General features: G+C 64.3%; 24 protein-coding genes. 3 read left to right on the top strand and 21 right to left on the bottom strand.

Going from position 1 to position 24,035, the window contains the following annotated elements:
• Positions 1-53: 53 nt before the first annotated feature.
• From ACT8X9_RS01570 to ACT8X9_RS01555, 4 genes are all read right to left on the bottom strand, one after another.
• Entirely contained in the window at positions 54-1,340 is a 1,287-nt protein-coding gene (locus tag ACT8X9_RS01570; RefSeq protein ID WP_444267900.1) for a putative ABC transporter permease, read from the bottom strand.
• A gap of 292 nt (positions 1,341-1,632) precedes the next feature.
• Complete coding sequence (gene fucO, locus ACT8X9_RS01565) at positions 1,633-2,781, bottom strand: lactaldehyde reductase (protein ID WP_444267899.1); 1,149 nt, start codon at positions 2,779-2,781, stop codon at positions 1,633-1,635.
• A gap of 237 nt (positions 2,782-3,018) precedes the next feature.
• Positions 3,019-3,963, bottom strand: coding sequence for a hypothetical protein (locus ACT8X9_RS01560; RefSeq protein WP_444267898.1), 945 nt, complete (start codon positions 3,961-3,963; stop codon positions 3,019-3,021).
• Positions 3,964-4,163: 200 nt separating this feature from the next.
• Positions 4,164-5,561 carry an alanine/glycine:cation symporter family protein gene (locus ACT8X9_RS01555; protein ID WP_444267897.1) on the bottom strand — a complete coding sequence of 466 codons (1,398 nt, stop codon included), beginning with the start codon at positions 5,559-5,561 and terminating at the stop codon, positions 4,164-4,166.
• 295 nt (positions 5,562-5,856) lie between these two features.
• On the opposite strand from ACT8X9_RS01555, the gene ACT8X9_RS01550 reads away from it, so the two are divergent.
• The 3 genes from ACT8X9_RS01550 to ACT8X9_RS01540 all read left to right on the top strand — a co-directional run bounded on the left by ACT8X9_RS01550 (position 5,857) and on the right by ACT8X9_RS01540 (position 9,519).
• Positions 5,857-6,786 carry an AAA family ATPase gene (locus tag ACT8X9_RS01550; RefSeq protein ID WP_444267896.1) on the top strand — a complete coding sequence of 310 codons (930 nt, stop codon included), beginning with the start codon at positions 5,857-5,859 and terminating at the stop codon, positions 6,784-6,786.
• A 12-nt stretch (positions 6,787-6,798) separates the two neighbouring features.
• Positions 6,799-8,550 (top strand): hypothetical protein, encoded by a 1,752-nt coding sequence (locus ACT8X9_RS01545; RefSeq protein WP_444267895.1) that lies wholly within the window; start codon positions 6,799-6,801, stop codon positions 8,548-8,550.
• A gap of 240 nt (positions 8,551-8,790) precedes the next feature.
• A complete protein-coding gene (locus ACT8X9_RS01540) occupies positions 8,791-9,519 on the top strand; it encodes a hypothetical protein (protein WP_444267894.1) in 729 nt (242 codons plus the stop codon).
• 53 nt (positions 9,520-9,572) lie between these two features.
• Here ACT8X9_RS01540 and ACT8X9_RS01535 read toward each other — a convergent pair whose 3' ends face one another.
• Genes ACT8X9_RS01535 through cobM form a run of 17 tightly spaced genes read right to left on the bottom strand, consistent with a single transcriptional unit; the run spans position 9,573 to position 24,030 of the window.
• Complete coding sequence (locus tag ACT8X9_RS01535; protein ID WP_444267893.1) at positions 9,573-10,301, bottom strand: GNAT family N-acetyltransferase; 729 nt, start codon at positions 10,299-10,301, stop codon at positions 9,573-9,575.
• 23 nt (positions 10,302-10,324) lie between these two features.
• Complete coding sequence (locus ACT8X9_RS01530; protein WP_444267892.1) at positions 10,325-10,996, bottom strand: precorrin-8X methylmutase; 672 nt, start codon at positions 10,994-10,996, stop codon at positions 10,325-10,327.
• Positions 10,993-11,505, bottom strand: coding sequence for a cob(I)yrinic acid a,c-diamide adenosyltransferase (locus tag ACT8X9_RS01525; protein ID WP_444267891.1), 513 nt, complete (start codon positions 11,503-11,505; stop codon positions 10,993-10,995). The genes ACT8X9_RS01530 and ACT8X9_RS01525 overlap by 4 nt, the downstream gene beginning before the upstream one ends.
• A 1-nt stretch (position 11,506) precedes the next feature.
• On the bottom strand, positions 11,507-12,994 hold the full coding sequence (locus tag ACT8X9_RS01520; RefSeq protein ID WP_444267890.1) for a cobyric acid synthase: 1,488 nt from the start codon (positions 12,992-12,994) through the stop codon (positions 11,507-11,509).
• Positions 12,991-14,043: a pyridoxal phosphate-dependent aminotransferase gene (locus tag ACT8X9_RS01515; protein WP_444267889.1), complete on the bottom strand. Its 1,053-nt coding sequence runs from the start codon at positions 14,041-14,043 to the stop codon at positions 12,991-12,993. Before ACT8X9_RS01515 ends, ACT8X9_RS01520 begins: the two co-directional genes overlap by 4 nt.
• Positions 14,040-14,993 (bottom strand): adenosylcobinamide-phosphate synthase CbiB, encoded by a 954-nt coding sequence (gene cbiB, locus ACT8X9_RS01510; RefSeq protein WP_444267914.1) that lies wholly within the window; start codon positions 14,991-14,993, stop codon positions 14,040-14,042. Before cbiB ends, ACT8X9_RS01515 begins: the two co-directional genes overlap by 4 nt.
• Positions 14,993-15,598: a histidine phosphatase family protein gene (locus ACT8X9_RS01505; protein ID WP_444267888.1), complete on the bottom strand. Its 606-nt coding sequence runs from the start codon at positions 15,596-15,598 to the stop codon at positions 14,993-14,995. The genes cbiB and ACT8X9_RS01505 overlap by 1 nt, the downstream gene beginning before the upstream one ends.
• Positions 15,592-15,918, bottom strand: a complete 327-nt coding sequence (locus ACT8X9_RS01500; RefSeq protein WP_227619805.1) for a bifunctional adenosylcobinamide kinase/adenosylcobinamide-phosphate guanylyltransferase — start codon at positions 15,916-15,918, stop codon at positions 15,592-15,594. Before ACT8X9_RS01500 ends, ACT8X9_RS01505 begins: the two co-directional genes overlap by 7 nt.
• Positions 15,919-16,671 (bottom strand): adenosylcobinamide-GDP ribazoletransferase, encoded by a 753-nt coding sequence (locus ACT8X9_RS01495; RefSeq protein ID WP_444267887.1) that lies wholly within the window; start codon positions 16,669-16,671, stop codon positions 15,919-15,921. It abuts the gene before it with no gap.
• Positions 16,668-17,192, bottom strand: a complete 525-nt coding sequence (locus tag ACT8X9_RS01490; protein ID WP_444267886.1) for a bifunctional adenosylcobinamide kinase/adenosylcobinamide-phosphate guanylyltransferase — start codon at positions 17,190-17,192, stop codon at positions 16,668-16,670. The genes ACT8X9_RS01495 and ACT8X9_RS01490 overlap by 4 nt, the downstream gene beginning before the upstream one ends.
• Positions 17,186-18,262, bottom strand: coding sequence for a nicotinate-nucleotide--dimethylbenzimidazole phosphoribosyltransferase (cobT, locus tag ACT8X9_RS01485; protein WP_444267885.1), 1,077 nt, complete (start codon positions 18,260-18,262; stop codon positions 17,186-17,188). Before cobT ends, ACT8X9_RS01490 begins: the two co-directional genes overlap by 7 nt.
• Entirely contained in the window at positions 18,255-19,607 is a 1,353-nt protein-coding gene (locus tag ACT8X9_RS01480) for a cobyrinate a,c-diamide synthase (protein WP_444267884.1), read from the bottom strand. The genes cobT and ACT8X9_RS01480 overlap by 8 nt, the downstream gene beginning before the upstream one ends.
• Positions 19,608-19,609: 2 nt before the next feature.
• Positions 19,610-20,803, bottom strand: coding sequence for a precorrin-6y C5,15-methyltransferase (decarboxylating) subunit CbiE (gene cbiE, locus ACT8X9_RS01475; protein ID WP_444267883.1), 1,194 nt, complete (start codon positions 20,801-20,803; stop codon positions 19,610-19,612).
• Positions 20,800-21,537 carry a precorrin-6A reductase gene (gene cobK / locus ACT8X9_RS01470; RefSeq protein WP_444267882.1) on the bottom strand — a complete coding sequence of 246 codons (738 nt, stop codon included), beginning with the start codon at positions 21,535-21,537 and terminating at the stop codon, positions 20,800-20,802. The genes cbiE and cobK overlap by 4 nt, the downstream gene beginning before the upstream one ends.
• Positions 21,534-22,277 (bottom strand): precorrin-3B C(17)-methyltransferase, encoded by a 744-nt coding sequence (gene cobJ, locus ACT8X9_RS01465; RefSeq protein ID WP_227619812.1) that lies wholly within the window; start codon positions 22,275-22,277, stop codon positions 21,534-21,536. Before cobJ ends, cobK begins: the two co-directional genes overlap by 4 nt.
• Positions 22,274-23,266, bottom strand: a complete 993-nt coding sequence (locus tag ACT8X9_RS01460; protein WP_227619813.1) for a cobalt-precorrin 5A hydrolase — start codon at positions 23,264-23,266, stop codon at positions 22,274-22,276. Before ACT8X9_RS01460 ends, cobJ begins: the two co-directional genes overlap by 4 nt.
• Positions 23,263-24,030, bottom strand: coding sequence for a precorrin-4 C(11)-methyltransferase (gene cobM / locus ACT8X9_RS01455; protein WP_444267881.1), 768 nt, complete (start codon positions 24,028-24,030; stop codon positions 23,263-23,265). The genes ACT8X9_RS01460 and cobM overlap by 4 nt, the downstream gene beginning before the upstream one ends.
• Positions 24,031-24,035 lie beyond the last annotated feature (5 nt).

Raw genomic sequence — 24,035 nt, 5'->3', positions numbered from 1 at the left:
CTGCCCTTATTTTACTACACTTCCGGCAGAGAGAAAAGAGTCCCCTGCAAATTTCACGTCTTCTTTGCGTTGGGGTATACCCGCTCCATCCGGGCATTGTCGAAATGCTCGTCGAGGAAGACGTCCAGCCGGTTTGCCGGGGCGAGGCCGCTGGTGCGGGCGTCGTAGCGGGCCAGCGCCAGACCGGAAAGCCCCATGTTCACGGCCATGAACACCGTCAGCACCACCGTCATCCACGGCAGGATATGCTTTTTGAGCTTTGCCATCAGCTTTGCGATGAGGGGGTAGCCGTACCGAATCCAGACCACCGCCGCGATGCCCCAGAAAAAGCAGTAGAGCAGGTTGACACGGCCTCCCAGATTGAACTTGAAGCCGCTGTAATCCCAAAAGATGACGCCGAAGAGCAGCTCGCCCACGGCGCTGCAAAGATACTCATACGCGCCGCCCAGCACAAAGCCGAAGAGGAAGATGGAGCGGTCGCTCCGCTTCTCGCTGCCCCGCAGCAGGACAGCCGCCATGACCAGCGCCAGCCCCCACACCACGCTGAAGGGACCCCACACAAGGCTCGAGCGGCTCATCCAGACCCCCGCCGTCACCCGGCAGAAGAGCGTCTCCACCACATCGCCGAGGAACGCGCCGATGACGAAGAGCCAGACGAGGTCGCCGAAGCTCAGGGCCTTCTCGGCCTGCACCGTCGGCTCGGGCCGGACAGCAGTCGGATAGGCCTTCTGGATACGCTTTTCCACATGGGCGATGAGCCGCTGGCGCAGCTTGTCCGAGTGCTTTTCCAGCTCAAGGTTGAACTGTTCCAACTTCGGGTGGCTGGCGGCGTACTGGTTGACGGCCAGCGCCGTACCCAGCTGGTCGAGGACGGCCACCGTCATCATGACCCAGACGCCCACATGCAGCAGCCACCCCGGCAGAAGGGCGCAGAGGCGCAGCAGCAGGCCGTTGCCCCATAGGACGCTGGCCATGCCCAGCAGGCCCCAGAGCACCGAATATTGCAGGCAGACATAGCCGTCCAGATTGAACTTCTTGTCCGAGTAGTCCCACCAGCGGCGGCGGTGCACCCGCTCCAGCAGCTTGGCCGTCACCCACTCCACTACCGTGGCGTCCGCCGCACAGCCGAGAAAGAGGGCCAGCGGGGCCGAACGCAGGTCGGCGAAGCCCACGGCCATCAGCACAGCCGCCGTGCCGTAGACGAAGCAGAACGGGCCGGACGCCACGCCACGGTTGACGAAGGCACGTCCTTTCACCGTCGCTGCCACCGTTTCGGCCACCCAGCCGAGGAATGAATAGACCAGATAAATGACGCAGAGGGTATAAAAATTCAGCTCCATTGCGTGTTTCCTTTCCCATATGAATGGTTACAGGGATATTGTACGCAGTTTTTGCTTCCCGTGCAAGAGGAAGGCAGAATTTTCACGCAAAAAGGCCGCTGAAAGACAACCTCTCCGTCTGCGCCTTTGGCGCAGCCACCTCCCCTATCGAGGGGAGGCCTTGGCAGGGCGGAAAGCCTCATCTCTTCGCCAGAGGCTCCCCTACAAGGGGAGCTGTCGAGCGACAGCGAGACTGAGAGGTTGTACTTAGCAGCGGCCTATATTTTATAAGGGTAAAGCGCTCAGGCGCAGCTTACAGCTGGCTCTTGTACAGCTCCACGATCTCCTCCACGCTGGTGTCGCGGGGGTTGCCGGGACGGCAGGCGTCGGCATAAGCGGACTCGGCGAGGAACTGGATGTCCTTCTCCTTCAGGATGCCGTGGAGATTTGTGGGGATGCCCACATCCGCAGACAGCTGCTTGACGGCGGCGATGGTGGCATCTGCTGCCTCGGCGTCGTTCATCTCGTCGATGCCCACAACGCCCATCGCCTTGCCGACGGCGCGGTAACGCTCACCGGCGACGGTCTTGTTGTACTCCAGACCGACGGGCAGCAGGATAGCGCAGGCCACGCCGTGGGGGGTGTCGTACAGAGCGGACAGACCGTGTGCCATGGAGTGGACGATGCCCAGACCCACGTTGGAGAAGCCCATGCCGGCGATGTACTGGCCCAGCGCCATGCCCTCGCGGCCCTCGGGGGTGTTCTGGACAGCACCGCGCAGGTTCTCGCTGATGAGCTTGATGGCCTCGAGATGGAACATATCGGAGATGACGCAGTGGCCCTTGGTGATGTAGCCCTCGATGGCGTGGGTCAGAGCGTCCATACCGGTGGCGGCGGTCAGGCCCTTGGGCATAGAGGACATCATATCGGGATCGACGACGGCGATCTCCGGAATATCGTTGGTATCGACGCAGACGAACTTGCGCTTCTTCTCCACGTCGGTGATGACGTAGTTGATGGTGACTTCAGCTGCAGTACCGGCAGTGGTGGGCACTGCGATGGTGAAGACCGCGTGCTTCTTGGTGGGAGCAACGCCCTCCAGAGAGCGGACATCGGCAAACTCGGGGTTGTTGATGATGATGCCGATGGCCTTTGCGGTGTCCATCGAAGAACCGCCGCCGATGGTCACGATGCTGTCTGCCTCAGCAGCCTTGAAGGCGGCCACGCCGTCCTGCACATTGGCAATGGTGGGGTTGGGCTTGATCTCGCTGTAGACGGCGTAGGCGAAGTTTGCAGCATCCAGCAGGTCCGTGACCTTCTTGGTGACGCCGAACTTGATGAGGTCGGGGTCGGAGCAGACGAAAGCCTTCTTGTAGCCGCGGGCCGTCAGCTCGGGCACGATGTTCTCGATGGCGCCGTGGCCATGGTAGGAAATGGTGTTCAGAACGATACGATCAGCCATTGGTAATAAACCTCCCAATTTTGCGTCCCGCCGGGCGGCGGGCACGACTCTCTTTGCTTCTACTTTACCACTTTGTTAAAACATTTTCAATGTCATTTCTTATGATTTTCATGAAATTTTTATACTTTTTTATATTTTTGCAGAGAAATTGCCCAAATCAGGCAAAATATCCGCAACACAAAATCCCCAGCACGATTCAGACCGTGCCGGGGATTCATTGTCAGAGATATATGGATTTTATGCCGCTATGCGGCCCTCTGCCTTGCCATTTGCAATATAATGCTCGTAGTACTTCACATTATCATCTCCAAACATGGCCACAAGCTCGGGGTTATTTGCTTTATAGGTGTTCAGGTCAAATCCGCTGCTTCCGCGACGGCCTTCTTTCATGCCGCTGGTCACAAAGTGGTCAAACAGTTTTTTCTGGTCAGCACCATAAAGGGCAGCGAGGTCAGGATTGTAGGTAAGATAGTCTTGGTAGTTGTAGACAGCCTGATACTGGGCAAGCTGCTGATAAAAAGGCGGGTTTTGGAGAGTCATGCCTTGATACTTAGAGTTCGGATGATAAATTGTTTCCTTCGTGCCATCCATATAAGTGACCACCACTTTATCCACTTGAATATAAGAAATAACATTACTGTACCAGCCAACTCCATCAAATCTGCAATATGTATCTACCATCGCATTTTGGATTTCATCTTCCGTCAGATATGTAGCACTGTATATATCTCCCTGTTTAGCCTGAACAAAGAAATTCCCATTGACATCTCGAAAAACATTTTTCAGTTCATCATTACTTCCAATAGAAACATAGTACCCCGTTTCTTTATAATATTTAAACGGAAAATCTTTTGCAACCCCATATAGAGTGTTCAAGTTATTGTTGTTATCTTCATACACCTGAAAAGGCTCATTGGGACCTACCGCGGTTAATACCTGTGTGGCAATTTCTGGTATCGCATCCCCTACACGATTATATGCCGTGGCATACCATTCTGTATATTTAATATCTTTCGCTGTATTGTTTCTGAAATACACGGTTGGTGAATATGCACAATTATTCCCCCATATAACCTGTAATGTCATAAGTTCCACATTCGGCTTCGCCGCCATCGCCGAAAGTCCAAGACATCCGCACAGCAACACCGCCGTAGACAAAAGAGCTGCAAGTTTCTTTTTCATAACGCTTCCTCCTTTTCCGGAACGCTATTCGTACTTTTCTGCCGCAACCTCATATGGTCTGCCTCTTTAAATAAATTATAGCACTATAAAATCTGCTTATCAATATGATTGCCTCTCCATCTATACAGATTTCAGCTTTTCTACGCAAAAATCCCCCACGTAGCATCAGCCATGTGGGGGTTCTACACTTTATAAGTTTTTCACTTTGCCCCTTCGCCTGCGAAGAACTCCTTCGTGAGCTTTGCCACCGTGCCGGAGAGCAGAAGCAGGGCGATGAGGTTCGGGATGCTCATCAGGCCGTTGAAGGTGTCGGCGATGCTCCACAGCAGCCCGAGGTCCACTGTCGCGCCCAGAATGGACACGAAGGAGTAGACCACGAGGAACGGCCCGACCACCTTGTCGGTGTGGAACAGGAACTCGATGCACCGGGAGCCGTACAGGCCCCAGCCGATGATGGTGGAGAACGCGAAGCAGCAGAGCGCCACCGCCGTGAAGATGGACGACCAGCCGCCGTAGGTGGCCGTGAAGCCGGAGATGGTCAGCTCCGCGCCTGCCGCGCTGCCGTAGCCCACCGGCACACCGCTGCACAGGATGACCATGGCGGTCAGGGTGCAGATGACGATGGTATCGGCAAAGACCTCGAAGATGCCGAACATTCCCTGCTTGACCGGCTTGTGGGTGTCGGCGCAGGCGTGGGCGATGGAGCCTGTGCCGAGGCCGGCCTCGTTGGAGAAGATGCCGCGGGAGACGCCCTTCTGCATACTGAGAAAGACGCTGCCGATGGCACCGCCGGTGACGGCCTGCGGGTCGAATGCACCGCCGACGATGGAGGCAAGGACCGCCGGGAAGCGGCGGTAGTTGAGCGCCACGACGCCCAGCGCCAGTACAATGTAGAACAGCGCCATAAAGGGCACCAGCTTCTCGGTGACGCTGCCGATGCGCTTGACGCCGCCCAGCAGCACCATTGCCACCATCATGGCCACCACGACGCCCACGATGAGGTTGAGGGTGGGCAGGATGCCGTTCAGGCCGCTGCCGGTGGCCAGCAGGGCTGAGTCGATGGCGGTGACGATGGTGTTCACCTGCGTGGCGTTGCCGGTGCCGAAGACGGTCAGCACGCCGAACAGGGAGTAGAGGACCGCGAGGAACTGCCACCGGCTGCCGAGGCCGTTCTTGATATAGTACATGGGGCCGCCCACAAGCTCACCGTTCTTGTTCCGCTCGCGGAAGTGCACCGCCAGCGTCACCTCGGCGAACTTGGTGCACATCCCCAGCAGAGCCGAGCACCACATCCAGAACACCGCGCCCGGCCCGCCGATGGCGATCGCGCCCGCCACGCCGGCGATGTTGCCGGTGCCGACGGTCGCAGCCAGCGCGGTGCAGACCGCCTGAAACGGCGTCATTGCGCCGTCGGAGGCGTCCTTCCTGCGGAAGATGCGTCCGATGGTGGTGCGGATGGCATAGGGGAATTTCCGGATCTGCAAAAAGCCGGTCCGCACGCTGAGCAGCAGGCCCACGCCGATGATGCAGACCATCGCCGGGATGCCCCAAATGAAGCTGTTGACCGCCTGATTGACGGCTGTGATGGTTTCGAGCATGATAGTTTACGCCTTTCTTTGGAAGCTGTTTTTGTAAGCAGTGTGCAATGCTTACGAAAACGGCTTCCTGATTTTAACACAACGAAAGATATTTTATCTCATTCCACACGCTCTGTCAATTTATTCCTGAGATCTGCCCGTTCCGGCTGAAATTTTTTGGATCCGCTTCCCCTGTGTTCTCTCTGCTTCTTTGCCGCTTTTTTGCCTGCCAAAGCTCTACACAAACCACGCCGATTGTGCTATGATAAGGGTGAAATTTCGGTTTGGCACTGCCAACCGCAAGGAGATGTCATTGATGTCTGAAACATCTGGTCTGATGGATACGCTGCGGCAGGAGGGGATCTCCCCCGACCTGCTGCGGGCTGTGGAAGAATACCGCACCGCCCACCCGCTGGCCGAGGCCCTGCGTCCCCGCATCCCGGCCCCTGCTTTCGTCTACTACGGCAGAGAGGTGTGGGAGCAGGCGCTGGCCGCTCTGCTCTGCGGCGAGAACCTGCTGCTGGCGGGCGGCAAGGCCACTGGCAAAAACGTGCTGGCAGAGAACCTTGCCGCCGCCTTCGGGCGTCCCGCGTGGGACATCTCGTTCCACGTCAACATGGATGCAGCCTCCCTCATCGGCATGGACACCTTCGAGGGCGGACAGGTAAAGTTCCGGCCCGGCCCGGTCTACCGCTGCGCCCAGAGCGGCGGCTTCGGCGTGCTGGATGAGATCAATATGGCCAAAAACGAGGCGCTGGCCGTCCTCCACGCCGTGCTGGATTTTCGCCGGGCCATTGATGTGCCGGGCTACGACCGCATCCCGCTGGCCGAGGAGACCCGCTTCATCGCCACCATGAACTACGGCTATGCAGGCACCCGGGAGCTGAACGAGGCGCTGACCTCCCGTTTCGTGGTCATCCAGATGCCCACCATCACCGAAGAGAACCTTGAAAAGCTCCTGCGCACCCAGTTCCCCGACCTGAACGGCAAATACATCCGGCAGTTTGCCCTCCTCTTCCTCGACTTGCAGAAAAAGTGCGACAGCGCGGAGATCTCCACCAAAGCCCTCGACCTGCGCGGGATGCTGGACGCTCTGCGCCTGATGCGCCGGGGCGTCGCCGCCGGGGCTGCGCTGGACATGGGCATCACCAACAAGGCCTTCGACTCCTACGAGCAGGGCCTCATCCGGGACGCCATCGCCGCCCGCATCCCGGCCCAGCTCACCGCCGCAAAGCTCTTCGGCTAAAGGAGCATTCCGATGGAAGCGCAGAGCTACACCGCCGAAGAGCGGCGTGCCGCCAATCAGGTGTGGGCGGCGGCAGGGGCCTACGGCTTCGAGCCGTTGTTCCTTGCCCGCAACACCGACGGCACCATTGATTTTTACATGAACTGCATCGTGGGGCTGGTGCACAAATACTACGGCGACGCGCTGGTGCGCAGCCTCTTCGACACATGGGAGGGCGACCTCCGGCAGACCATGCTGGACGATCTGAGCTGGCTCTACCTCGAAAGCGCGGCTTACGCCCTCGAGCTGCCCGGCCGCCCGGTGCTTTCGGCCCTCCGCCGCGCCCACGCGGATTATTTTTTCGGCATCCAGTACAAGCTCTCGCGGCAGGAGTGGATGGCGAAGAACCAGCTGGTCTACTCCATGCAGGCTGCACGCTGGCGGGCCGTGCAGGGCCGGACGCCGCCCGTCATGACCCCCTACGAAAAGAGCCTCAGCGCTGCCCTCAGCCCCGAAACGCCCCCTCGCCCCGAGGAGCTGAAAGCCGCGCTGCTGGCCGTCTACGCCAAGTTCGAGCTGTTCGACGGGACGGTGCACCAGAAAGCCGGGCTGCACCTCCACTTGGACGGCCTGCTGGCGTCCCTCATGACCCGCACCATGCCCACCCAGATGATAAAGACCGACCGGGTGACGGTGGAGCACTCCGGCGCGGTGGATGCCTCCGGCGGCGGTGTCCATGCGGACAAGCGGCTGGCCCACATCACCCTGCGCCAGCGCGCCGAGGAGGACCGGGCCTACATCGAGAGCTGCTTTGGCCGGTCGCTCTACCCGCCCGAGCGGCTGCGGAAGGCCGAGCAGGAGCTTTGCACCGGCGAGCATCTGGGCTGTCATCTCTGGTTCGCCTCCGGCGTGCCCAGCCCGGAACAGGCCCCCACCCCCGAGGCAAAGCATCTGGCCGAGCAGGCCCAGCTTCAGGCCGAGCGGAACCGGGCCTATTACGCGAAAAACCTTGAGCTTCACCGCAGCGTCGTGCTCCGGCTCTCCGAACAGATCCGCAACTGCATCCTCGTCCACCAGCAGCCCAACGCCCGGGTGGCCCGCAGCGGCAATCTCGACCCCGGGCGGGTCTGGCGCACCGTCATGGACGATGGCCGGGTGTTCCGCTGTGCAGAGGAGGAGAATCATCCCTCCTTTACCGTTGATCTCCTGCTGGACGCCTCGGCCTCCCGCCTCCACTGTCAGGAGGTCATCGCGGCACAGGGGTCTATCCTTGCCCAGAGCCTCGCGGCCTGCGGCATCCCGGTGCGGGTGAGCTGCTTTTCCAGCCTGCGAGGCTACACCGTCCTCCGAGTGCTCAAGGGCTTTAAAGAAAAGAGCCTGCAGGGCATCTGCCAGTATTTCGCCTCGGGCTGGAACCGGGACGGTCTGGCTCTGCGTGCCGCAGGCGACCTCATCGACTTCGACCCCGGCCCTGCCGCACGCCACCTGCTCATCCTCCTGACTGACGCCTCCCCCAACGACAGCCGCCGCATCCCGCCCTCTCCCAACGACCCGCTGGGCCGCGATTACGGCGGGAGCGCAGGCGTGGAGGATGCCGCCGCCGAGGTGCGGGCGCTCCAGCGCAAGGGCCTGCGGGTCTCCGCCGTCTTTATGGGCGAGGACTCCAGCGCCGCCGATGCCTCCCGTATCTACGGCAAGAACATGGCCCGCATCCGGGGGATGGACCAGCTGGCCCGCGCCGCCGGACGGCTCATCCAGAACGAGATCCGGGAGCTGGGCGACTGAGCTTCTTATTTATAAAGAGAGCCTGCGGGGCCGCTGTGCAGTTGTATCTGCTGCCAGCAGCCCCGTATTTTTGTTGTCGTATACAACCATCTTGTTTTGTTTTGTCGGAAAAGCAGAAAGTTTTCTGGTTTTTTGGCAAACTTATAGTTGTATTTTGTCGTGATTTATGATATACTACATCCAACAAAGGGCCGTACCCCTCCGACAACACCCACGCTGCCCACAGGAAGGAGAACCACTATGGATGCCGCACGTTATTTTGAAGAGATGCATCTTGCCATGTCCAGCCAGAAGCCCGAGTACCGCCTTGTGCTCAGTGTCAAGGTACAAGACCTCGGCGGTGCGGACGCCTATCTCGAGCTGCGGCAGGAGCCGGTCAGCGGCAAGGCCCGGGTCTTCTATTCCACGATGGGACGCCAGAAGCTGAACTTCCAGCTCATCCGAAAGGGGTGGCAGAGCTGCCACAACGCCTCCGGCGAGCTGACGGGGCGCTTCCCTGCCACCGCCGAGGGTCTGCTGGCCCAGACGGATTTCTCTGCCTTCATCCGGGACGACGCCCTCGACAGCGGCCGGATGGAACGCATCCTTCATGTGCTGGCCCATACTGCCGGTGGTTGTGGGACGGCCGCTCCCTCCTCTGTCCGGGAAGGGGCGCTTATCACGGTGGAGCGGTTCGCAGGCCGTCCCGCCCATTGGAGCTATTGGAGCGCCCGCGCCGCAGAGCAGCTCAACATCGCGGCCATCCTCTGCTGGCTGGGCGACTATCTTGCCGGGGCCGAGCGCCGCACCCTCCAGAGCTGCCCCGAGGCCATGCAGCTTGCCGCCGCGTGGCAGGCCGCCCTCCTCTCTCCCCTGCCCCAGTCGGCCCAGCGTCCTCAGCCTGCGCAGACGCCCCGGCCCATCCGCCGTGCGCCTGCCGTCGAGAATCCGCGCTGGCAGAGCATCCTCGCCGTGCTGGCGACGGTGTAACAGAAAGGCCTCCCGCATCGGGAGGCCTTTCGCCGTATCCGGCGCGCATTCGTTCATATTTTCAGTTTCGAGAAATCGGTGCAGAGATATTCATAGAGCTTGTCAACGGCCTGAAATCCCATCTTCGCATACAGTTCCTTCGGTGTATCCTCGGAGTCAGCGTGAAGATACAGGATCTCTCCGCGCTCCTGCGCCTTTTCGGCAATATGCTTCATCAGGGTCATGGCGATGTACTGGTGCCGGAAATTCTCGTCCACCAGCAGGCCGTCCATGCAGACATACCCATCGGATGCGAAAATATAGCAATCACCCACCAGCTTCCCGCCCAGATACGCGCCGAGGTAGGTCAGCTTTTCCCGAAGACGCCGGTTGCTCCGCACCGTGTAATCATCCCCGTACAACGGGCCGTAGTATTTCAGTTCGTGTTGTTCCAGCTGGTCTGCGTCCGGGGCCTTGATCGAGACGTCCGGGTTCGTTTTCCAGCTGCGGATGTCTGTTTCCGGGGGCAGAACCATCGTCAGGGTCTCTTCGCACTCCATGCCGAATGCATCGGCCAGCGGCTCGTACCCTTCCAGCTTGAGGAAGGTGTCTCCCCGCTCTTTCTGGTAGGCCAGCGCGGCCCGGACTTCATCTGCCGAGGGCTGGCTGTAATAGCAGAACGCGTTGTGGTCGTATTTATCGCGCAGCTCGCTGTCCTCCCGCTTGGTCAGATGCTCTGAAACGGTGTGAGACGCGGAAAACAGCCGGTAAAAGCTTTCATCGGTCTTTCTTGTAGGGTTCATTGCGCTCCTCCAAACCTTATCGCTCACTTCCAGCCCCGGGCCGAGGGGTCGAGCATCTCGGCGGCGGAGTAGATGAGGGCGTTGCAGATGGCGGCGGCCACATTGCTGCCGCCCTTGCGGCCCATCGCCGCGATGGCGGGCACGCCGTGCTTTTCGCAGACGGCAAAGAGCCGCTCTTTGCTCTCCACCACATTCACGAAGCCCACCGGGACGCCAATGACCAGCGCAGGCCGCAGGCCGTTTTCGATCTGCTCTGCGATGGTCAGCAGGGCTGTGGGCGCGTTGCCGACGGCCAGGATCGCCCCGGGGTGCTCCTGTGCCGCCTTTTTCATGGCCGCAACGGCCCGGGTGGTGCCCGCCTCCTTGGCGGCAGCGGCCACCTCCGGGTCGGCCATGTAGCAGCAGGCCATGCCGCCCAGCTTTGCCAGCCCGGGCTTTGTGATGCCGGCCAGCGCCATGTTCGTATCGGTCACGATGACCGCTCCGGCGTGGAGGGCCTTGACGGCCTGCTCCACGGCGTGGGGGGTAAAGCGGAGATTCCGCGCATAGTCGAAGTCGGCGGTGGTGTGGATGACCCGCTTGACCACGGCTTCGTGCTCGGGCGGCGGGGTCAGGCCCATCATGTCCAGCTCTTCGGTGATGATGCGGAAGCTCGTCCGCTCGATGTCGGCGGGAAGATGATGCTGCGGCGTCAATATTCTATCCCCTTTCGTGCTTTTATCCCCTTCTGGTAGGGGTGGCGGTGGCATTTCATCTCGGTGGAGTAATCGGCGGCATCCAGCATCCACTGGGGCGGCGTGTGGGCCGTCAGGACGCATTCACATCCGGCAGGCCGTTCCAAGACGGCCTTTTTTAATTGGCCGACGTCCACCATCTCCAGTTCCTCGGCGCTTCCGGCCTCGTCCAGCACCAGCAGGTCGGCAGGGCGGGCCATTGCAGCGGCAAGGTTCTGATCTTGCAGTTCACGGGTCGTGGCCTTTTCTTCCGGCGTCATCTGGAACACGAATTTCTGCCCGGCCTTGCCCCGGTAGATCTCCGCCCCCAGCCGGGCCAGAAGCGGGATCTCCCCGCTGTTCCCGCCTTTCAGGAACTGGACGATGACCACCCGCTTTCCGGCTCCCAGCGCACGGAGTGCAAGGCCCATGGCGGCGGTGGTCTTTCCCTTTCCATCGCCCCAGTAGAGGTGCAAAAGTCCCTGCTCCATTTCAGTGCTTCTCCATTCCCATCGCGGCATACACCGCGTCCATGTCCAGCGCCGCCCGGACGCCGTCGGCCAGCTTGTCGAACTGCTGGCGGCGGTACTCCTCCATCGGGATGAGGGCCGCGTCGGAGGGGTCGATGCCCCTGCGGCGGCAGAGCCAGCCCGCCAGCGCCTCGGTGAGGGCGCCAGTGTCAAACAGGCCGTGGAGATAGGTGCCGAACACATTGCCCTGCACGCAGCCCTCCCGCCCGCCGTCCGGGTAGCGGGCGAACGGCTCGCCCTCGGCCTCGGTCACGCCGGTATGGATCTCGTAGGCTTCCAGTTCCGCGCCTGCAAAGGGGGCAGCAGTGACGACGGCCCGGACCTGTGCGCGGCGCTTGCGCTGGCTGAACACCGTCCGGGTGGGCAGCAGGCCCAGCCCCCGCAGCGTCTGCGGACGGCCGCTCTCGCTCCCCTCGGAGTCGTCGAGGGTCTGGCCCAGCATCTGGTAGCCGCCGCAGACCCCCAGCACCGGCGTACCTTTCCCAGCCAGCCTGAGCAGCGCTGCCTCCAGCCCGCACTGCCGCAGCCAGAGCAGGTCGTCCACCGTGTTCTTGGTGCCCGGCAGCAGGATGAGGTCGGGCGTGCCCAGCTCGTGGGCGTTCGCCACATACCGCACTCCCAGCAGCGGGTGCTGCTCCAGCGGCATAAAGTCCGTAAAATTGGACAGGTGTGGCAGACGGAGGATGGCTGCATCCAGCGGCTTTTTTCCACCCCGGCTCTCGAGGCGCTGGCTCAGGGAATCCTCGTCCTCGATGTCCACCTTCAGATACGGCACGACCCCCACCACCGGCAGATGAGTCTTCTCTTCCAGCATCGCAAGGCCGGGGCGGAGGATCTCCACATCCCCCCGGAATTTGTTGATGACAAGCCCCTTGATCCGCGCCCGCTCCTTTTCTTCCAGCAGCTCCACCGTGCCGTAAAGCTGGGCGAACACGCCGCCCCGGTCGATGTCGCCCACCAGAAGCACCGGCGCATCCACCATCTCGGCGAGGCCCATGTTCACAATGTCCTCGCTTTTCAGGTTTATCTCCGCCGGGCTGCCTGCGCCCTCGATGACGATGACGTCAGCCTCCTCGGCCAGACTATCATATGCGGCCATGATGTCCGGCACCAGCTTTTTTTTCGTGCGGAAATACTCCGCCGCCGCCATCTGGCCCCGCACTTCGCCGTTGACGATGACCTGACTGCCCACGTCGCTGCTGGGCTTCAGGAGGATCGGGTTCATCCGCACGTCCGGCTCTACCCCTGCCGCCTGCGCCTGCACCACCTGCGCCCGGCCCATCTCAAGGCCGTCCTTGGTGACGAAGCTGTTCAGGGCCATGTTCTGGCTCTTGAAGGGCACGGCGCGCAGGCCGTCCTGCGCAAAGATGCGGCAGAGCGCCGCGCAGAGCAGGCTTTTGCCCGCGCCGCTCATCGTGCCCTGCACCATGATGCATTTTGCTCTGCTCATTCCAGCACCTCCCTCATGATCTCCAGCAGCCGGGCGTTCTCGGGAGCCGTGCGCACCGCCGTGCGGTACCACTCCGGCCCGAGGCCCGGATAATTCGCGCAGCTGCGCACCTGTGTACCCAGCGGGCGGAGTCGTTCGTTCAGGTCGGCAGGGGCGCGGAAGAGCAGATAGTTCGCCCTTCCGTCGATGACCCGCAGGCCCAGCGCCCGCAGCCCTGCCGTCATGGCCGGACGCTGCTGCGCGATCAGCGCCCGCACCTCGTCCACATAGGCCGTCTCCTTCAAAGCCGCGATGCCCGCCGCCTGCGCCAGACTCGACACGGCCCACGGCTGACCCGCTGCCTGCATCTTCTCTAAAAGCGCCTCGTCGCCGCAGAGGCAGTAGCCCAGCCGGACGCCTGCCATGCCGTAGAGCTTGGTAAAGGCCTTGAAGATGACGAGGCCGCCGCTTTCCAGCAGAGGCTTCGCCGTCCACCGGTCGGCGTCGGGCAGAAAATCGAGGAAGCATTCGTCCACCGCAAGGATCGCGCGGCACGCCTCGCACCGGCGCAGCAGCTTTTCGACCAGCCCGGGCGAAGCAAGCTGTCCGGTGGGGTTGTTGGGCTGGCAGAGGAACACCATGTCGGTGCTCTCGTCCACGGCGTCCACAAGGGCATCCGTCACCGCGAAATCCTCTGCTTCCCTGAGGAAAAAGCGTTTTATCTCACAGCCCGCCGTATCCAGCGCGGCGGCGTACTCGGCAAAGGTGGGGGCCGTCACGAGCGCACGGCGGGGCTTTGCGGCCCAGACCAGCCGGAAGATGAGGTCCGCCGCGCCGTTGCCGCAGAGGATCTGCTCCGGCGGCACGCCCTCGGCCCGACTCAGCGCCGCGCGCAGGGTGCGGCAGAGGGGGTCGGGGTAGCGGTCGGCCTCCGCCAGAGCCTCCCGGATGGCCTGCGCCACCCCCTCGGGCAGGCCGAGGGGGCTGACGTTCGCTGAAAAATCCAGTGCATCGCGGCCAAAGCGTTCGCGGTAGCCCATCCAGTCACCGCCGTGGACCAGTTGTTTCATCCCAAGAACCCCCGTATCGCACATCCAAACGCCAGCGCAAGCCCGCTGGCTGCATACATCATCCGATCTGCCCGCAGAATATCCTCCGGCCCGATGGGCCGCAGCGGGTCGCCGATGGTGGGCTTCGGATAATATTCCCCGAAATAATAGGCCGGCCCGGCCAGCTGGACGCCCAGCGCACCGGCGCAGGCGCTCTCAGTCTGGGCGCTGTTGGGGCTGGCGTGATTGCGGCGGTCCCGCCGCCAGATACGCCACGCGCCCTTGGCGTCATTGCGGGTGAACGCCGCCGCCATGATCCAGAGCAGCGCCGCCAGACGGCTCGGGATATAGTTTGCCACATCGTCCAGCTTTGCCGCCGCACGGCCAAAATAGAGATATTTCTCGTTCTTGTAGCCCACCATGCTGTCCATCGTATTGATAGCCTTGTAGGTCAGGGCCAGCGGCGCACCGCCCAGCAGCATATAGAGCAGCGGCGCGATGACCCCGTCGCTGGCGTTTTCGGCCACGGTCTCCACTGCCGCTCGGGTCACGCCCTCAGCAGTCAGCGCTTCCGTGTCACGGCCCACGATGCGGCTCACGGCTTTCCGGGCGGCGGGCAGGCTGCCTTTTTTCAGCTCGGCATAGACATTCGTGCTCTCCTGCACCAGCCCTTTTGCGGCCAGCGCCTGCCCGCACCAGAACATCTGCACGGCAAGCCCCAGCAGAGGGTGGAGCCGTGCCGCACCCCAGCAGACAAGGCCCGTGAGCAGCAGCGTCCCCACCGGCAGGCAGAACGCCAGCACCGCGCCGCCCAGCAGCTCGCCCTGCGGCGTCTTCGGCAGGCGGGCGCGGAGAAATTTTTCCAGCCGGGAGATGGCCTTGCCCATGTACACCACCGGGTGGGGCAGCCACGCCGGGTCGCCGAAGATGGCATCCAGCACGAAGCCCCCCAGCACAGCCCAGACGGTCATCATGCGTCCGCCTCCGCGTCCTTCGTGTACTGCACGATCCTGACGAGGCGGAGCTGGCGCTTTTCTGCCCAGTCGGCGGCGTCCAACACATAGCCGCCCGCGTTGGGGCCGCACCACTCATAATAGCCGCGCCGGGGCAGGACATACCGCTCCATCGCCGCCATCTGGGTGCCGCCGTGGGCGAGGATGACCAGCAGCTCCTCGCCGTCGGCCAGTGCCTTGTCCACCAGACCGGAGAATGCATTGCAAATGCGGGCGGAGAAATCGTCCTTCCGCTCGCCGTCGGGGCACTTGCTCTCGCAGTTGGCCTTCACCCACGCCTGATAGTCGGCGTCGTGCTCCATCTCGACGTAGTTCTTCCCCTCGAAGCTGCCAAAGCACATCTCCTGCAGGTCTTTGACGACCACGAGTTTTGCGTCCGGGAAGAGCACCCGGGCCGTCTGGGCTGTCCGCTGCAGCGGGGTGATATAGACCACCTTCGGGTCGATGTCGGCCCGGCGCAGCTGGTGCAGGCCCTCCGCCGAGAGCGGGATGTCGCGCTGGCCCTGATAGCGCTTCTGGGCGTTGTATTCGGTCAGGCCATGACGCAGTAAATAGATCAACATGAGGGCAATTCTCCTTTCAATACCGTCGGGATGCCGCAGAACATCTGCACCACGCAGTCGGCGCGGGCGGCCAGCAGGCAGGCCAGCCGCCCGGCGGCCTCCCGCCCGGCACGCGCCCCGGCATCCATCGGGACAACACCGCCGCCGACCTCGGTGGCGATGACAATATCGTATTCCGCCAGCTCCCGGGCCAGCGCTTCGAGCTGCTCCGGGGTCTGGATTTCCGCAGCGGCGTCCTGCACATCGGCGATGACGCTGCCCCGGAACTTCCGCGCAAAGGTGCGCTTGCCGCTGTAGAGCGGCCCTGTGATGAACATCATTTACAGCACTCCTCCCCACTGGCTGACGGCCAGCGCCGCCAGCATCCACAGCTCAGCCCGCTGCAAAAACCATCCGGCCAGATCGCCGGTGATGCCGCCGAACTGCTTTTTTGCCACAAAATAATAGCGGCTCATCGCCAGAAGCGCCGCTGCCGCCAGAGCACCACCCCCCAGCACCGTCAGCGCCAGCACCAGCAGGGCCGACGCTCCGCAGAGGAAACGGCGGACGGTCTGCCTGTCCGCCGCCGTGGCGAAGGTGTGGGCAAGGCCGGTATCCTTCGCCAGCGGGAACGCCGCCACGGCAAAGCCGGACAGCGCCCGTTCCAGCACCAGCGCCAGCGTCCAGCACAGCCCCACACGAGGGGTGAACTGCACACTGCCGCAGAGGCCAAAGTAGGCGACAAAATAACTGCACAGCCGGATGACGGCAAAGGCGCCGCAGTGAGAATCCTTCAGGATCTCGAGCTTTTTTTCGCGGTCGCCGTAGCTCGAGAGGGCATCCGAGGTGTCGGCATAGCCGTCCAGATGGATGCCGCCGGTGACAGCCACCGGCACGAGGCAGAACGCCGCCGCCCGGGCCATGTCCGGCAGGGGCAGGACGCCGCAGAGGCACCACAGCCCGCCGCACACCACCCCGATGAGGGGGAAGGCACACATGGCGTACCGCATATTCTTCTCGTTCCACCCGAACTGCGGCACCGGCATGGCCGAAAACATCGCAAAGGCTACCGCGATGGTCTGCAAAATGGTCACAGCTTCTCTCCCCCCTTGTAATACACCGGCAGGCCGCAGACCACCCGGCAGACGTTGTCCGCCCGGGCGGCGAAGGCGTTGTTTACCTGCGCCAGCGCCCGCAGATACTGCCCGGTATCGCCTACATAGTCGGCCCCGCCGCTGAACACCTCGTTCGACACGACGATGAGGTCGCTGCACCCGGCGGCGAGGCGCTCCAGCCCGGTCAGGACGGCCTTTGCGGTGTGCTCTCCCGCCCCGCCGGGGTCGTAAAGCTCATTGGCCACAAGGTTGCCGAGGTCTTCCAAGAGGACGGTCCCCCGGCCGGGCAGAGCCAGATGGTCGAGGTGGAGCGGGCACTCCAGCGTCTCGAACTGCTTTTCGGCCCGCATCTTCCGGTGCTTTTCCACCCGGGCGGCGCACTCGGCGTCCCAGACCTGCATGGTGGCGAGGTAGTACCGGGGCAGGCCGGTCTTTAACACAAGGCTCTCGGCGTAGGCGCTCTTTCCGCTGGCTGCGCCGCCGATGACCAGCGTCAGCATCCCGCGCCCCCCTGCGGCGTGTAGGCATCGATGCCGCCCTCTGCGAAGGAATAGCAGCCATCGTAGACGGCCAGCGCCATATCCCACAGCGGGATGGCGGCCACCGCGCCGGTGCCCTCGCCCAGATGGAGGCCTGCCGTGATGAGGGCTTTTTTGTTCAGTGCATCCAGCACCAGCTTCGCGGCCGGCTCGGTAGAGCAATGGCTGGCAAAGACCGCCTTTTCCGCCGCCGGGCAGAGCCGGACGGCGCAGAGCGCCGCCACTCCGCTGATGAAGCCGTCGGCCAGCACGGGCACTCCCTCCAAGGCCCCGCCGAGAAAGATGCCGCAAAGCCCCGCGATGTCGAAGCCGCCCAGCTTCGCCATCACGTCCAGCGGGTCGGCGGGGTCGGGCTGATTCCGGACGATGCCGCGATGGATGGCATCGACCTTCCGGGCAAGGCCCGCATCCGAGAGGCCTGCCCCCCGTCCTGTCATCCGCTCCACCGGCTGCCCCAGCAGGACAGCGGCCACGGCGCTGGACGTTGTCGTGTTGCCAATGCCCATCTCCCCGGTGGCCAGCAGGCCGACGCCCGCTTTCTTCTGCTCCTGCACCAGCCGGATGCCCCGTCCGACCGCTTCCACAGCCTGCGCCCGGCTCATGGCCGGGCCAAGGGTAAAGTCCGCCGTGCCCGGGGCGATGCGGCAGTCGAGGACGCCTGCCACAGGCTCGCCCGCGATGCCCATATCCACCGGCACCACCTCGCACCGGGCCGTCTGGGCCATCCGGCAGACGCTGGTGCGGCGGGCGGCGAGGTTCTCGGCCACGGCGCGGGTCACGCTGCTGTCGGTCTGGCTGACGCCCTGCGCCACCACGCCGTTGTCGGCGCAGAGCACCAGCACCGCGCGGTGGGAAAACTCCAGCTTCGCGCTGCCGGTAAGGGCCGCGGCGTCTTCGAGCACGATTTCCAGTGCCCCCAGCCCGCCCAGCGGTTTAGCGAGGCTGGCCCAGTGGGCATGTGCCGCCGCCCGGGCGGCTTCGTCCGGCGGCGTGATGGCCGCACAGAGGGCGGCAAGTTCTGTCTCAGTCATGGTCTCTCCTATATGCTTCCGCCGCAGCGGCAAAACGCTGCGGCAGGGGCGTGCCCGCCCAGTATAAATGCGGGAAACCCGCATAGAAATGCTCGTTTGCAAATCCGCACCGCCATTCCGTGCCCCCCACCGGCTTGCGGGCCGTGAGGGCCGTGCCGTTGGCGGTGGAGTCCCAGTGGTGGAACTCATGGATGGGAAAATGCTCTCCGGCCCGGAAGAGCATACTGTCCTCTTCGGCCCCCAGCTCGGCATAGCCGAACCGGACGAGCCGCCCGGCGTCCTGCGCCGTCCCCGGCAGGACCCCGGCCATCGGCCAGCTCTGCCCGGCGGTGTCGGTGAGTCGCTGCCCCAGATAGAGGAAGCCGCCGCACTCGGCTACTGTGGGCAGACCGGCTTCGACCCTCTTTTTTATCTCGCGCAGAAGCGCGTTATTTTCGCTCAGTGCTCTGGCATGAAGCTCCGGGTAGCCGCCGGGCAGATACAGCCCGCCGACCTTCTCCGGCAGACTTGCGTCCCGGAGAGGGCTGAAAAAGACCGGCTCTGCCCCGGCGTCCCGGAGCGCTTCCAGCGTCTCGGCATAGGTGAAGCAGAAGGCCTCGTCCTGCGCCACAGCAATGCGGACGCGGGCCGGGGGTGTCTCCGCCTGCCCGGACAGGGCGGGCGGCTCTTTTTCGCAGAGGGCCAGCAGGCGGGGCCAGTCGATCTGCTCCTCCGCCGCTGCGGCCAGTGCGGCCAGCTTTTTTTGCAGGTCCTCCACCTCCGCCGCCGTATAGAGGCCGAGATGGCGGCTCCCGATGACGGCCTCCGGGAGCTTGGGCAGGAAACCCAGCACCGGCAGGCCCGTTTCCGCTTCCAGCATGGGGGCCAGCAGGGCGTGCATCCGGGCCGTGCAGTTGTTGAGCAGGATGCCCGCAAGATGGCTGGGGGCACGGAAGCCGTCGAGGCCCCGCAGCTCTGCGGCCAGCGTCAGGCTCTGGCCCTTCGGCTCCACCACCAGCAGCACCGGCAGGCCCAGCGTGTCGGCCAGATGCCACGCGCTGGCCTTGTCGCTCACACCGCCGAGGCCATCGTAGAAGCCCATCGCCCCCTCACAGACCGCCGCGCCGTGGCCGGAGGCTCCCTTCGCGTAGAGGGCGCGCACCGTTTCGGGCGGGGAGAAAAAGAGGTCGAGGTTGTGGCTCTCCACCCCCAGCACCGCCCGGTGGAACATGGGGTCGATGTAGTCCGGCCCGCTCTTGAAGGCGCAGGGCGTGTAGCCCCGCCGCTTGAGCGCCATCAGGAGGGCGCAGGTCATGGTGGTCTTGCCGCTGCCCGAGCGGGGTGCCGCCAGCAGAAATTGGATCATGGTCATTCTCCCGTGATGAGGTAGATGGGGTTTTGGGCCATCATGAGGTGCAGCCCGCCCACGGCTCTGGCCCGGCTGACGGCGATCTGGCTCACCTGCACCGTCCGGCCCCGGGCCGTCAGCGCAGCCACCGCCGCCGAGAGGGTCTCGAGGGCGATGGCCGACGCGCAGATGCGGGCGGCGGGGTTCTTTTCCAGCGCAGCGTCCACGATGGCGGCGAGGCTGCCCTTGCTGCCGCCGATAAAGACGGCGTCCGGCGCGGGCAGGTCGGCCAACGCGGCGGGGGCAAGCCCCTCCACGAGGGTCAGGTTGCGGGCGAGGAATCTCTTGCGGTTGGCCCGGATGAGGGCGCAGCCCTCCGGGTCGCACTCCACCGCGTAGACCCTGCCCCGGGGCGCAGCCAGCGCCAGCTCCACGCTGACACTGCCCGTCCCGGCCCCCACGTCCCATAGGATGTCCTCCGGGCGGACGGCCAGCTTTGCCAGCACAGCAGCCCGCACCTCCTGCTTGGTCATGGGGACACTGCCCCGCTCGAACGCTTCATCCGGCAGGCCCGGCGTGCGGCGGGGCTGCACCTCTGCGGCCTCCACGAGGAGGACGCTCAGGCTGTCGAAGCGGCCCGCCGCCAGCTCCTGCACCCTGCCCCGGAAGAGCTTCTCTTCCGGCGTGCCGAGGCACTGGCCCACGACGGCCTCCACCTCGCCGAAGCCCTCCGCCGCCAGCTGGGCGCAGAGGGTGGCAGGGTCTTCACTGCCGCCGGTGAGGAAAAAGGCGGGCCTGCCCTGCATACACTCGGCCACCGGGTCGCAGGCGCGGCCATGGGCCGAGACGAGGTTCCAGTCCTGCCACGGACGGCCCAGCGCCGCCGCAAGGAGCTGGACGCTGGAAAGGCCCGGCAGCACCTGGGCGCGGATGCCGAGAGCCGAAAGCTTATCCAGCAGCGCGGCTGCGCCGGAGTAAAAGCCGGTGTCGCCGCTGTAGACCAGCACGGCATTCTCTGCGCCGGAGGTGTGCAGAAGCTCCGCCACCTCGTCGGCGCGGTAGGCAGCGGCGCGGTTGGCGGTGCAGCCGGCGGGCAGAGCCGCCAGCAGACGCCGCGCACCAAGGATGAGGTCGGCCTGCCGCAGCGCGGCCAGACTCTGGAGGGTCAGGCTCTCGGGCTGGCCGGAACCCATGCCGATGAGTGTCACGTTCATCTTATCATCTCCTTGCAGCGTTTCAGCACCTCATCCGCCGTCTCGCCCTGCTCGGGCGGGCGGCGGATGACCACCAGCTGCGCCCCTGCGGCGGCAGCGGCAGCGGCTTTTTCGTCGAATCCGCCCGCTGCGCCGCCGTCTTTCGTGACCAGCCAGCGGATATGGAACTGCTCCATCATCGCCTGATTGAGCGCGAAGCTGAACGGCCCCTGCATGGCGATGATGTTGCGGTGGGGGATGCCCGCCGCCTCACAGGCTGCGATGCTTTCCAGCGTGGGCAGGACGCGGGGATAGAGCCGCTGGGGCGGGATGGCCGCAAACTGAGGCAGCTCTTTGGCCCCGGTGGCCAACAGAAGGTTTCCTTCCTTTTGCGCCAGCGCCTCCGCCGCCTGCCCGGCGCTCCCGAAGACAAGACAGCCCTCCGGCAGGGGGCTGGCCGGGCGGAGGAGGCGGAGATACCCGACCCCCGCCGACTCTGCCGCCGCCCGGATGTTCTTCGTCGCCTCCACTGCGTAGGGGTGGGTGGCGTCGATGCAGAGGGCAGCGCCCTTCAGGAGAGCGGCCATCTCATCGGGCAGGAGCCGCCCGCACCGGACGGTGACGCCGGGGGCGCTCCCCTGCTCTTCCTGTCCCAGCGGGGTGGCTACGCTGACGGTGACTTCAAGACCAAGCTCTGCCAGCCGACGGGAAAGCTCCCGCCCCTCGGTGGTACCGCTGAACAGGACCACTCTCATCGGCGATACCCCCGCGGCGTGACCATCCGCCCGTTCAGCGCACGGGTGGCCGCGTTGCCCACAAAGACGGTGGTGAACATATCCACCTCGGTGTCCCGGAGCTGGCTGAGGGGCAGGAGCTGCTTTTCCTGTCCCTCCCGGCCGATGTTCCGCACCCAGCCGCAGAGGGTGTCAGGGGCCTTGCCGTGGGCCAGCAGGATGTCCACGGCCCGGCGCAGGTAGTCGGGTCGGCCCTTGGAGGAGGGATTGTACAGCGCCAGCGCGAAATCGCCCTGCGCTGCGCAGGCCAGGCGCTTTTCGATGACCTCCCACGGCGTGAGGCGGTCGGACAGAGAGAGGACGCAGAAATCGTGGGCCAGCGGCGCTCCCAGCACCGCCCCGCCGCTGAGGGCGGCGGTCAGGCCGGGCACGACCTCCACATCAACATCCGGATACGCCTCGGCCAGCTCCAGAAGAGGGCTTGCCATGCCGTAGACCCCGGCATCGCCGGAGCAGACCAGCGCCACATCCCGGCCTGCCCGGGCGGTATCCAGCGCCCAGCGGCAGCGGTCAAGCTCCCGGGTCATGCCGGTGGCGTAGCACTCCTTTTCCGGGTAGAGGGGGCGCACAAGGTCGATGTAGACCGTATAGCCGCACAACACCTCGGCCTGCTGCAAGGCGCTCTGCGCCTGCACGGTCAGAAACTGTCCGCCGCCGGGGCCAAGCCCCACGACGAACACGGTCTTTCGGTTCTCACTCATTGCTCTGTCCTCCAATCGGGTGCAAAGGGGCGGACGGCCAGCGCCAGCGTCACGCCGCCGCCCGCTGTCTTGGGCAGCAGGAGCGCCCCGCCCGAGGCTTTTGCCGCTGCCCGCTCGCAGACGTTGTCCACGCCGGTGACACCGGCCACGAAGGCCGAAGGGGTGAACTGCCCCGGCACGGCCCGCAGCTGGTCTGCCGAATAGAATGTGATGGGCCAGCCGTGGGCTTCGCAGAACTGTGCAAGCCCCGGCTCCTCTTTTTTCAGGTCGATGCTGGCAGCCGCCGAGACTGCCGCCGGGCTGAGGCCCGACGAGGCACAGAAGGCCGAGAACGCCTCTTCCAGCCGCTCTGCCGTCGTTCCCCGGCGGCACCCCACGCCCAGCACCCCGATGGGGGGCACGAGGTGGAGCGCCCCGCCCTCCGGCGTGAGGGTGAGGGCGAAATCGGCGGCCTCGGGCGTCCCGGCCCGCTCCACCCCGGCGGGGGCCTCCCCCGCCACCGGCCACGCCGACCAGTACCGGACGGTCTGCCCGGCCAGCAGGGCGCCGCTGACGCGCTTGATGCGCTCCGGCTCAAGGAGGGCACAGCCCTGCGCCTTGGCCCAGAGGTCCACGGCAAAAAGGCCGTTGACGTCGGTGGCCGTCGTGATGACCGGCACCGCGCCGCAGACCTCCGCCAGCGCCCGGGCCAGCGCATTCGCGCCCCCCAGATGGCCCGACAACAGGGGCACGGCGAACTGCCCGCCCTCGTCCACAGCCACCACCGCCGGGTCGCTGGCCTTGCTTTTGCAATAAGGCGCGACGGCCCGGACGGCGATGCCCACAGCTCCTACAAAAATAAGCGCCTCGTTCTGTGCAAAGTGCTCCGCCGTCCAGCCCTTCAGGGTCACTTCCCCGCCGCAGCGGCTCACGCTGCCGGGCAGGGCCTCCGCCAGCCGACGGGCCAGTGCCTCGCCCCTTGCCGTAAAGGCCAGATACGCACAGCTCATTTTCCGGCCTCCGTCCCCTGCCGGAACTCGGTGGTAAAGGCAGGGTCGTAGAGCTTGCTGCGGTCGTAATCCCGCCCCAGAAAATCGCCCACGACGATGAGGGCCGTCTTGGTGATGCCGTTTTTGCGGGTCTCCTCGGCCAGTGTGGAGACGGTGCACCGCACCACCTTCTGCTCCGGCCATGTGGCCTTATACACCACTGCGGCGGGGGTGTCGGAGCGGTAGCCGCCGCTGGAAAGGAGGGCCTGCTGGACCTTGTCCACCAGCCCGATGGAGAGGAAGATGACCATGGTGGCCCCATGCGCGGCCAGCTTTGCCAGCTGCTCGGCCTCGGGGACGGGGGTGCGGCCCTCCATCCGGGTGATGATGACGGTCTGGCTCACATTGGGCAGGGTGTACTCGGCACAGAGCGCCGCCGCTGCGCCGCAGAAGCTGGACACGCCCGGGGTGTCATCGTAGGGGATGCCGTCGGCGTCCAGCGCATCCATCTGCTCCCGGATGGCCCCATAAAGGCAGGGGTCGCCGGTGTGGAGGCGGACGGTGGTGCCGCTCGCCTGCTCCGTAGCGCGGATGGTGTCCAGCACCTGTTCCAGCGTCATCTCGGCGCTGTTGTAGATGGCGCAGCCGGGCTTTGCCAGACCCAGCAGGGCCGGGTTGACGAGGCTGCCCGCATAGATGATGCAGTCGGCATCGGCCAGCAGGGCCGCGCCCCGACGGGTGATGAGGTCGGGGGCACCCGGCCCCGCTCCCACAAAATGAACCATATCCG

This window comes from Faecalibacterium sp., assembly GCF_052358865.1.
Classification (GTDB): domain Bacteria; phylum Bacillota; class Clostridia; order Oscillospirales; family Ruminococcaceae; genus Faecalibacterium; species Faecalibacterium butyricigenerans.
This window is presented reverse-complemented; position numbering and strand designations above follow the sequence as displayed.

Bases quoted from the DNA above. Each gene is read 5' to 3' on its own strand.
- ACT8X9_RS01570 (WP_444267900.1), bottom strand. From the start codon at position 1,340: ATGGAGCTGAATTTTTATACCCTCTGCGTCATTTATCTGGTCTATTCA.
- fucO (WP_444267899.1), bottom strand. From the start codon at position 2,781: ATGGCTGATCGTATCGTTCTGAACACCATTTCCTACCATGGCCACGGC.
- ACT8X9_RS01560 (WP_444267898.1), bottom strand. From the start codon at position 3,963: ATGAAAAAGAAACTTGCAGCTCTTTTGTCTACGGCGGTGTTGCTGTGC.
- ACT8X9_RS01555 (WP_444267897.1), bottom strand. From the start codon at position 5,561: ATGCTCGAAACCATCACAGCCGTCAATCAGGCGGTCAACAGCTTCATT.
- ACT8X9_RS01550 (WP_444267896.1), top strand. From the start codon at position 5,857: ATGTCTGAAACATCTGGTCTGATGGATACGCTGCGGCAGGAGGGGATC.
- ACT8X9_RS01545 (WP_444267895.1), top strand. From the start codon at position 6,799: ATGGAAGCGCAGAGCTACACCGCCGAAGAGCGGCGTGCCGCCAATCAG.
- ACT8X9_RS01540 (WP_444267894.1), top strand. From the start codon at position 8,791: ATGGATGCCGCACGTTATTTTGAAGAGATGCATCTTGCCATGTCCAGC.
- ACT8X9_RS01535 (WP_444267893.1), bottom strand. From the start codon at position 10,301: ATGAACCCTACAAGAAAGACCGATGAAAGCTTTTACCGGCTGTTTTCC.
- ACT8X9_RS01525 (WP_444267891.1), bottom strand. From the start codon at position 11,505: ATGGAGCAGGGACTTTTGCACCTCTACTGGGGCGATGGAAAGGGAAAG.
- ACT8X9_RS01520 (WP_444267890.1), bottom strand. From the start codon at position 12,994: ATGAGCAGAGCAAAATGCATCATGGTGCAGGGCACGATGAGCGGCGCG.
- ACT8X9_RS01515 (WP_444267889.1), bottom strand. From the start codon at position 14,043: ATGAAACAACTGGTCCACGGCGGTGACTGGATGGGCTACCGCGAACGC.
- cbiB (WP_444267914.1), bottom strand. From the start codon at position 14,993: ATGACCGTCTGGGCTGTGCTGGGGGGCTTCGTGCTGGATGCCATCTTC.
- ACT8X9_RS01505 (WP_444267888.1), bottom strand. From the start codon at position 15,598: ATGTTGATCTATTTACTGCGTCATGGCCTGACCGAATACAACGCCCAG.
- ACT8X9_RS01500 (WP_227619805.1), bottom strand. From the start codon at position 15,918: ATGATGTTCATCACAGGGCCGCTCTACAGCGGCAAGCGCACCTTTGCG.
- ACT8X9_RS01490 (WP_444267886.1), bottom strand. From the start codon at position 17,192: ATGCTGACGCTGGTCATCGGCGGCGCAGCCAGCGGAAAGAGCGCCTAC.
- cobT (WP_444267885.1), bottom strand. From the start codon at position 18,262: ATGACTGAGACAGAACTTGCCGCCCTCTGTGCGGCCATCACGCCGCCG.
- ACT8X9_RS01480 (WP_444267884.1), bottom strand. From the start codon at position 19,607: ATGATCCAATTTCTGCTGGCGGCACCCCGCTCGGGCAGCGGCAAGACC.
- cbiE (WP_444267883.1), bottom strand. From the start codon at position 20,803: ATGAACGTGACACTCATCGGCATGGGTTCCGGCCAGCCCGAGAGCCTG.
- cobK (WP_444267882.1), bottom strand. From the start codon at position 21,537: ATGAGAGTGGTCCTGTTCAGCGGTACCACCGAGGGGCGGGAGCTTTCC.
- cobJ (WP_227619812.1), bottom strand. From the start codon at position 22,277: ATGAGTGAGAACCGAAAGACCGTGTTCGTCGTGGGGCTTGGCCCCGGC.
- ACT8X9_RS01460 (WP_227619813.1), bottom strand. From the start codon at position 23,266: ATGAGCTGTGCGTATCTGGCCTTTACGGCAAGGGGCGAGGCACTGGCC.
- cobM (WP_444267881.1), bottom strand. From the start codon at position 24,030: ATGGTTCATTTTGTGGGAGCGGGGCCGGGTGCCCCCGACCTCATCACC.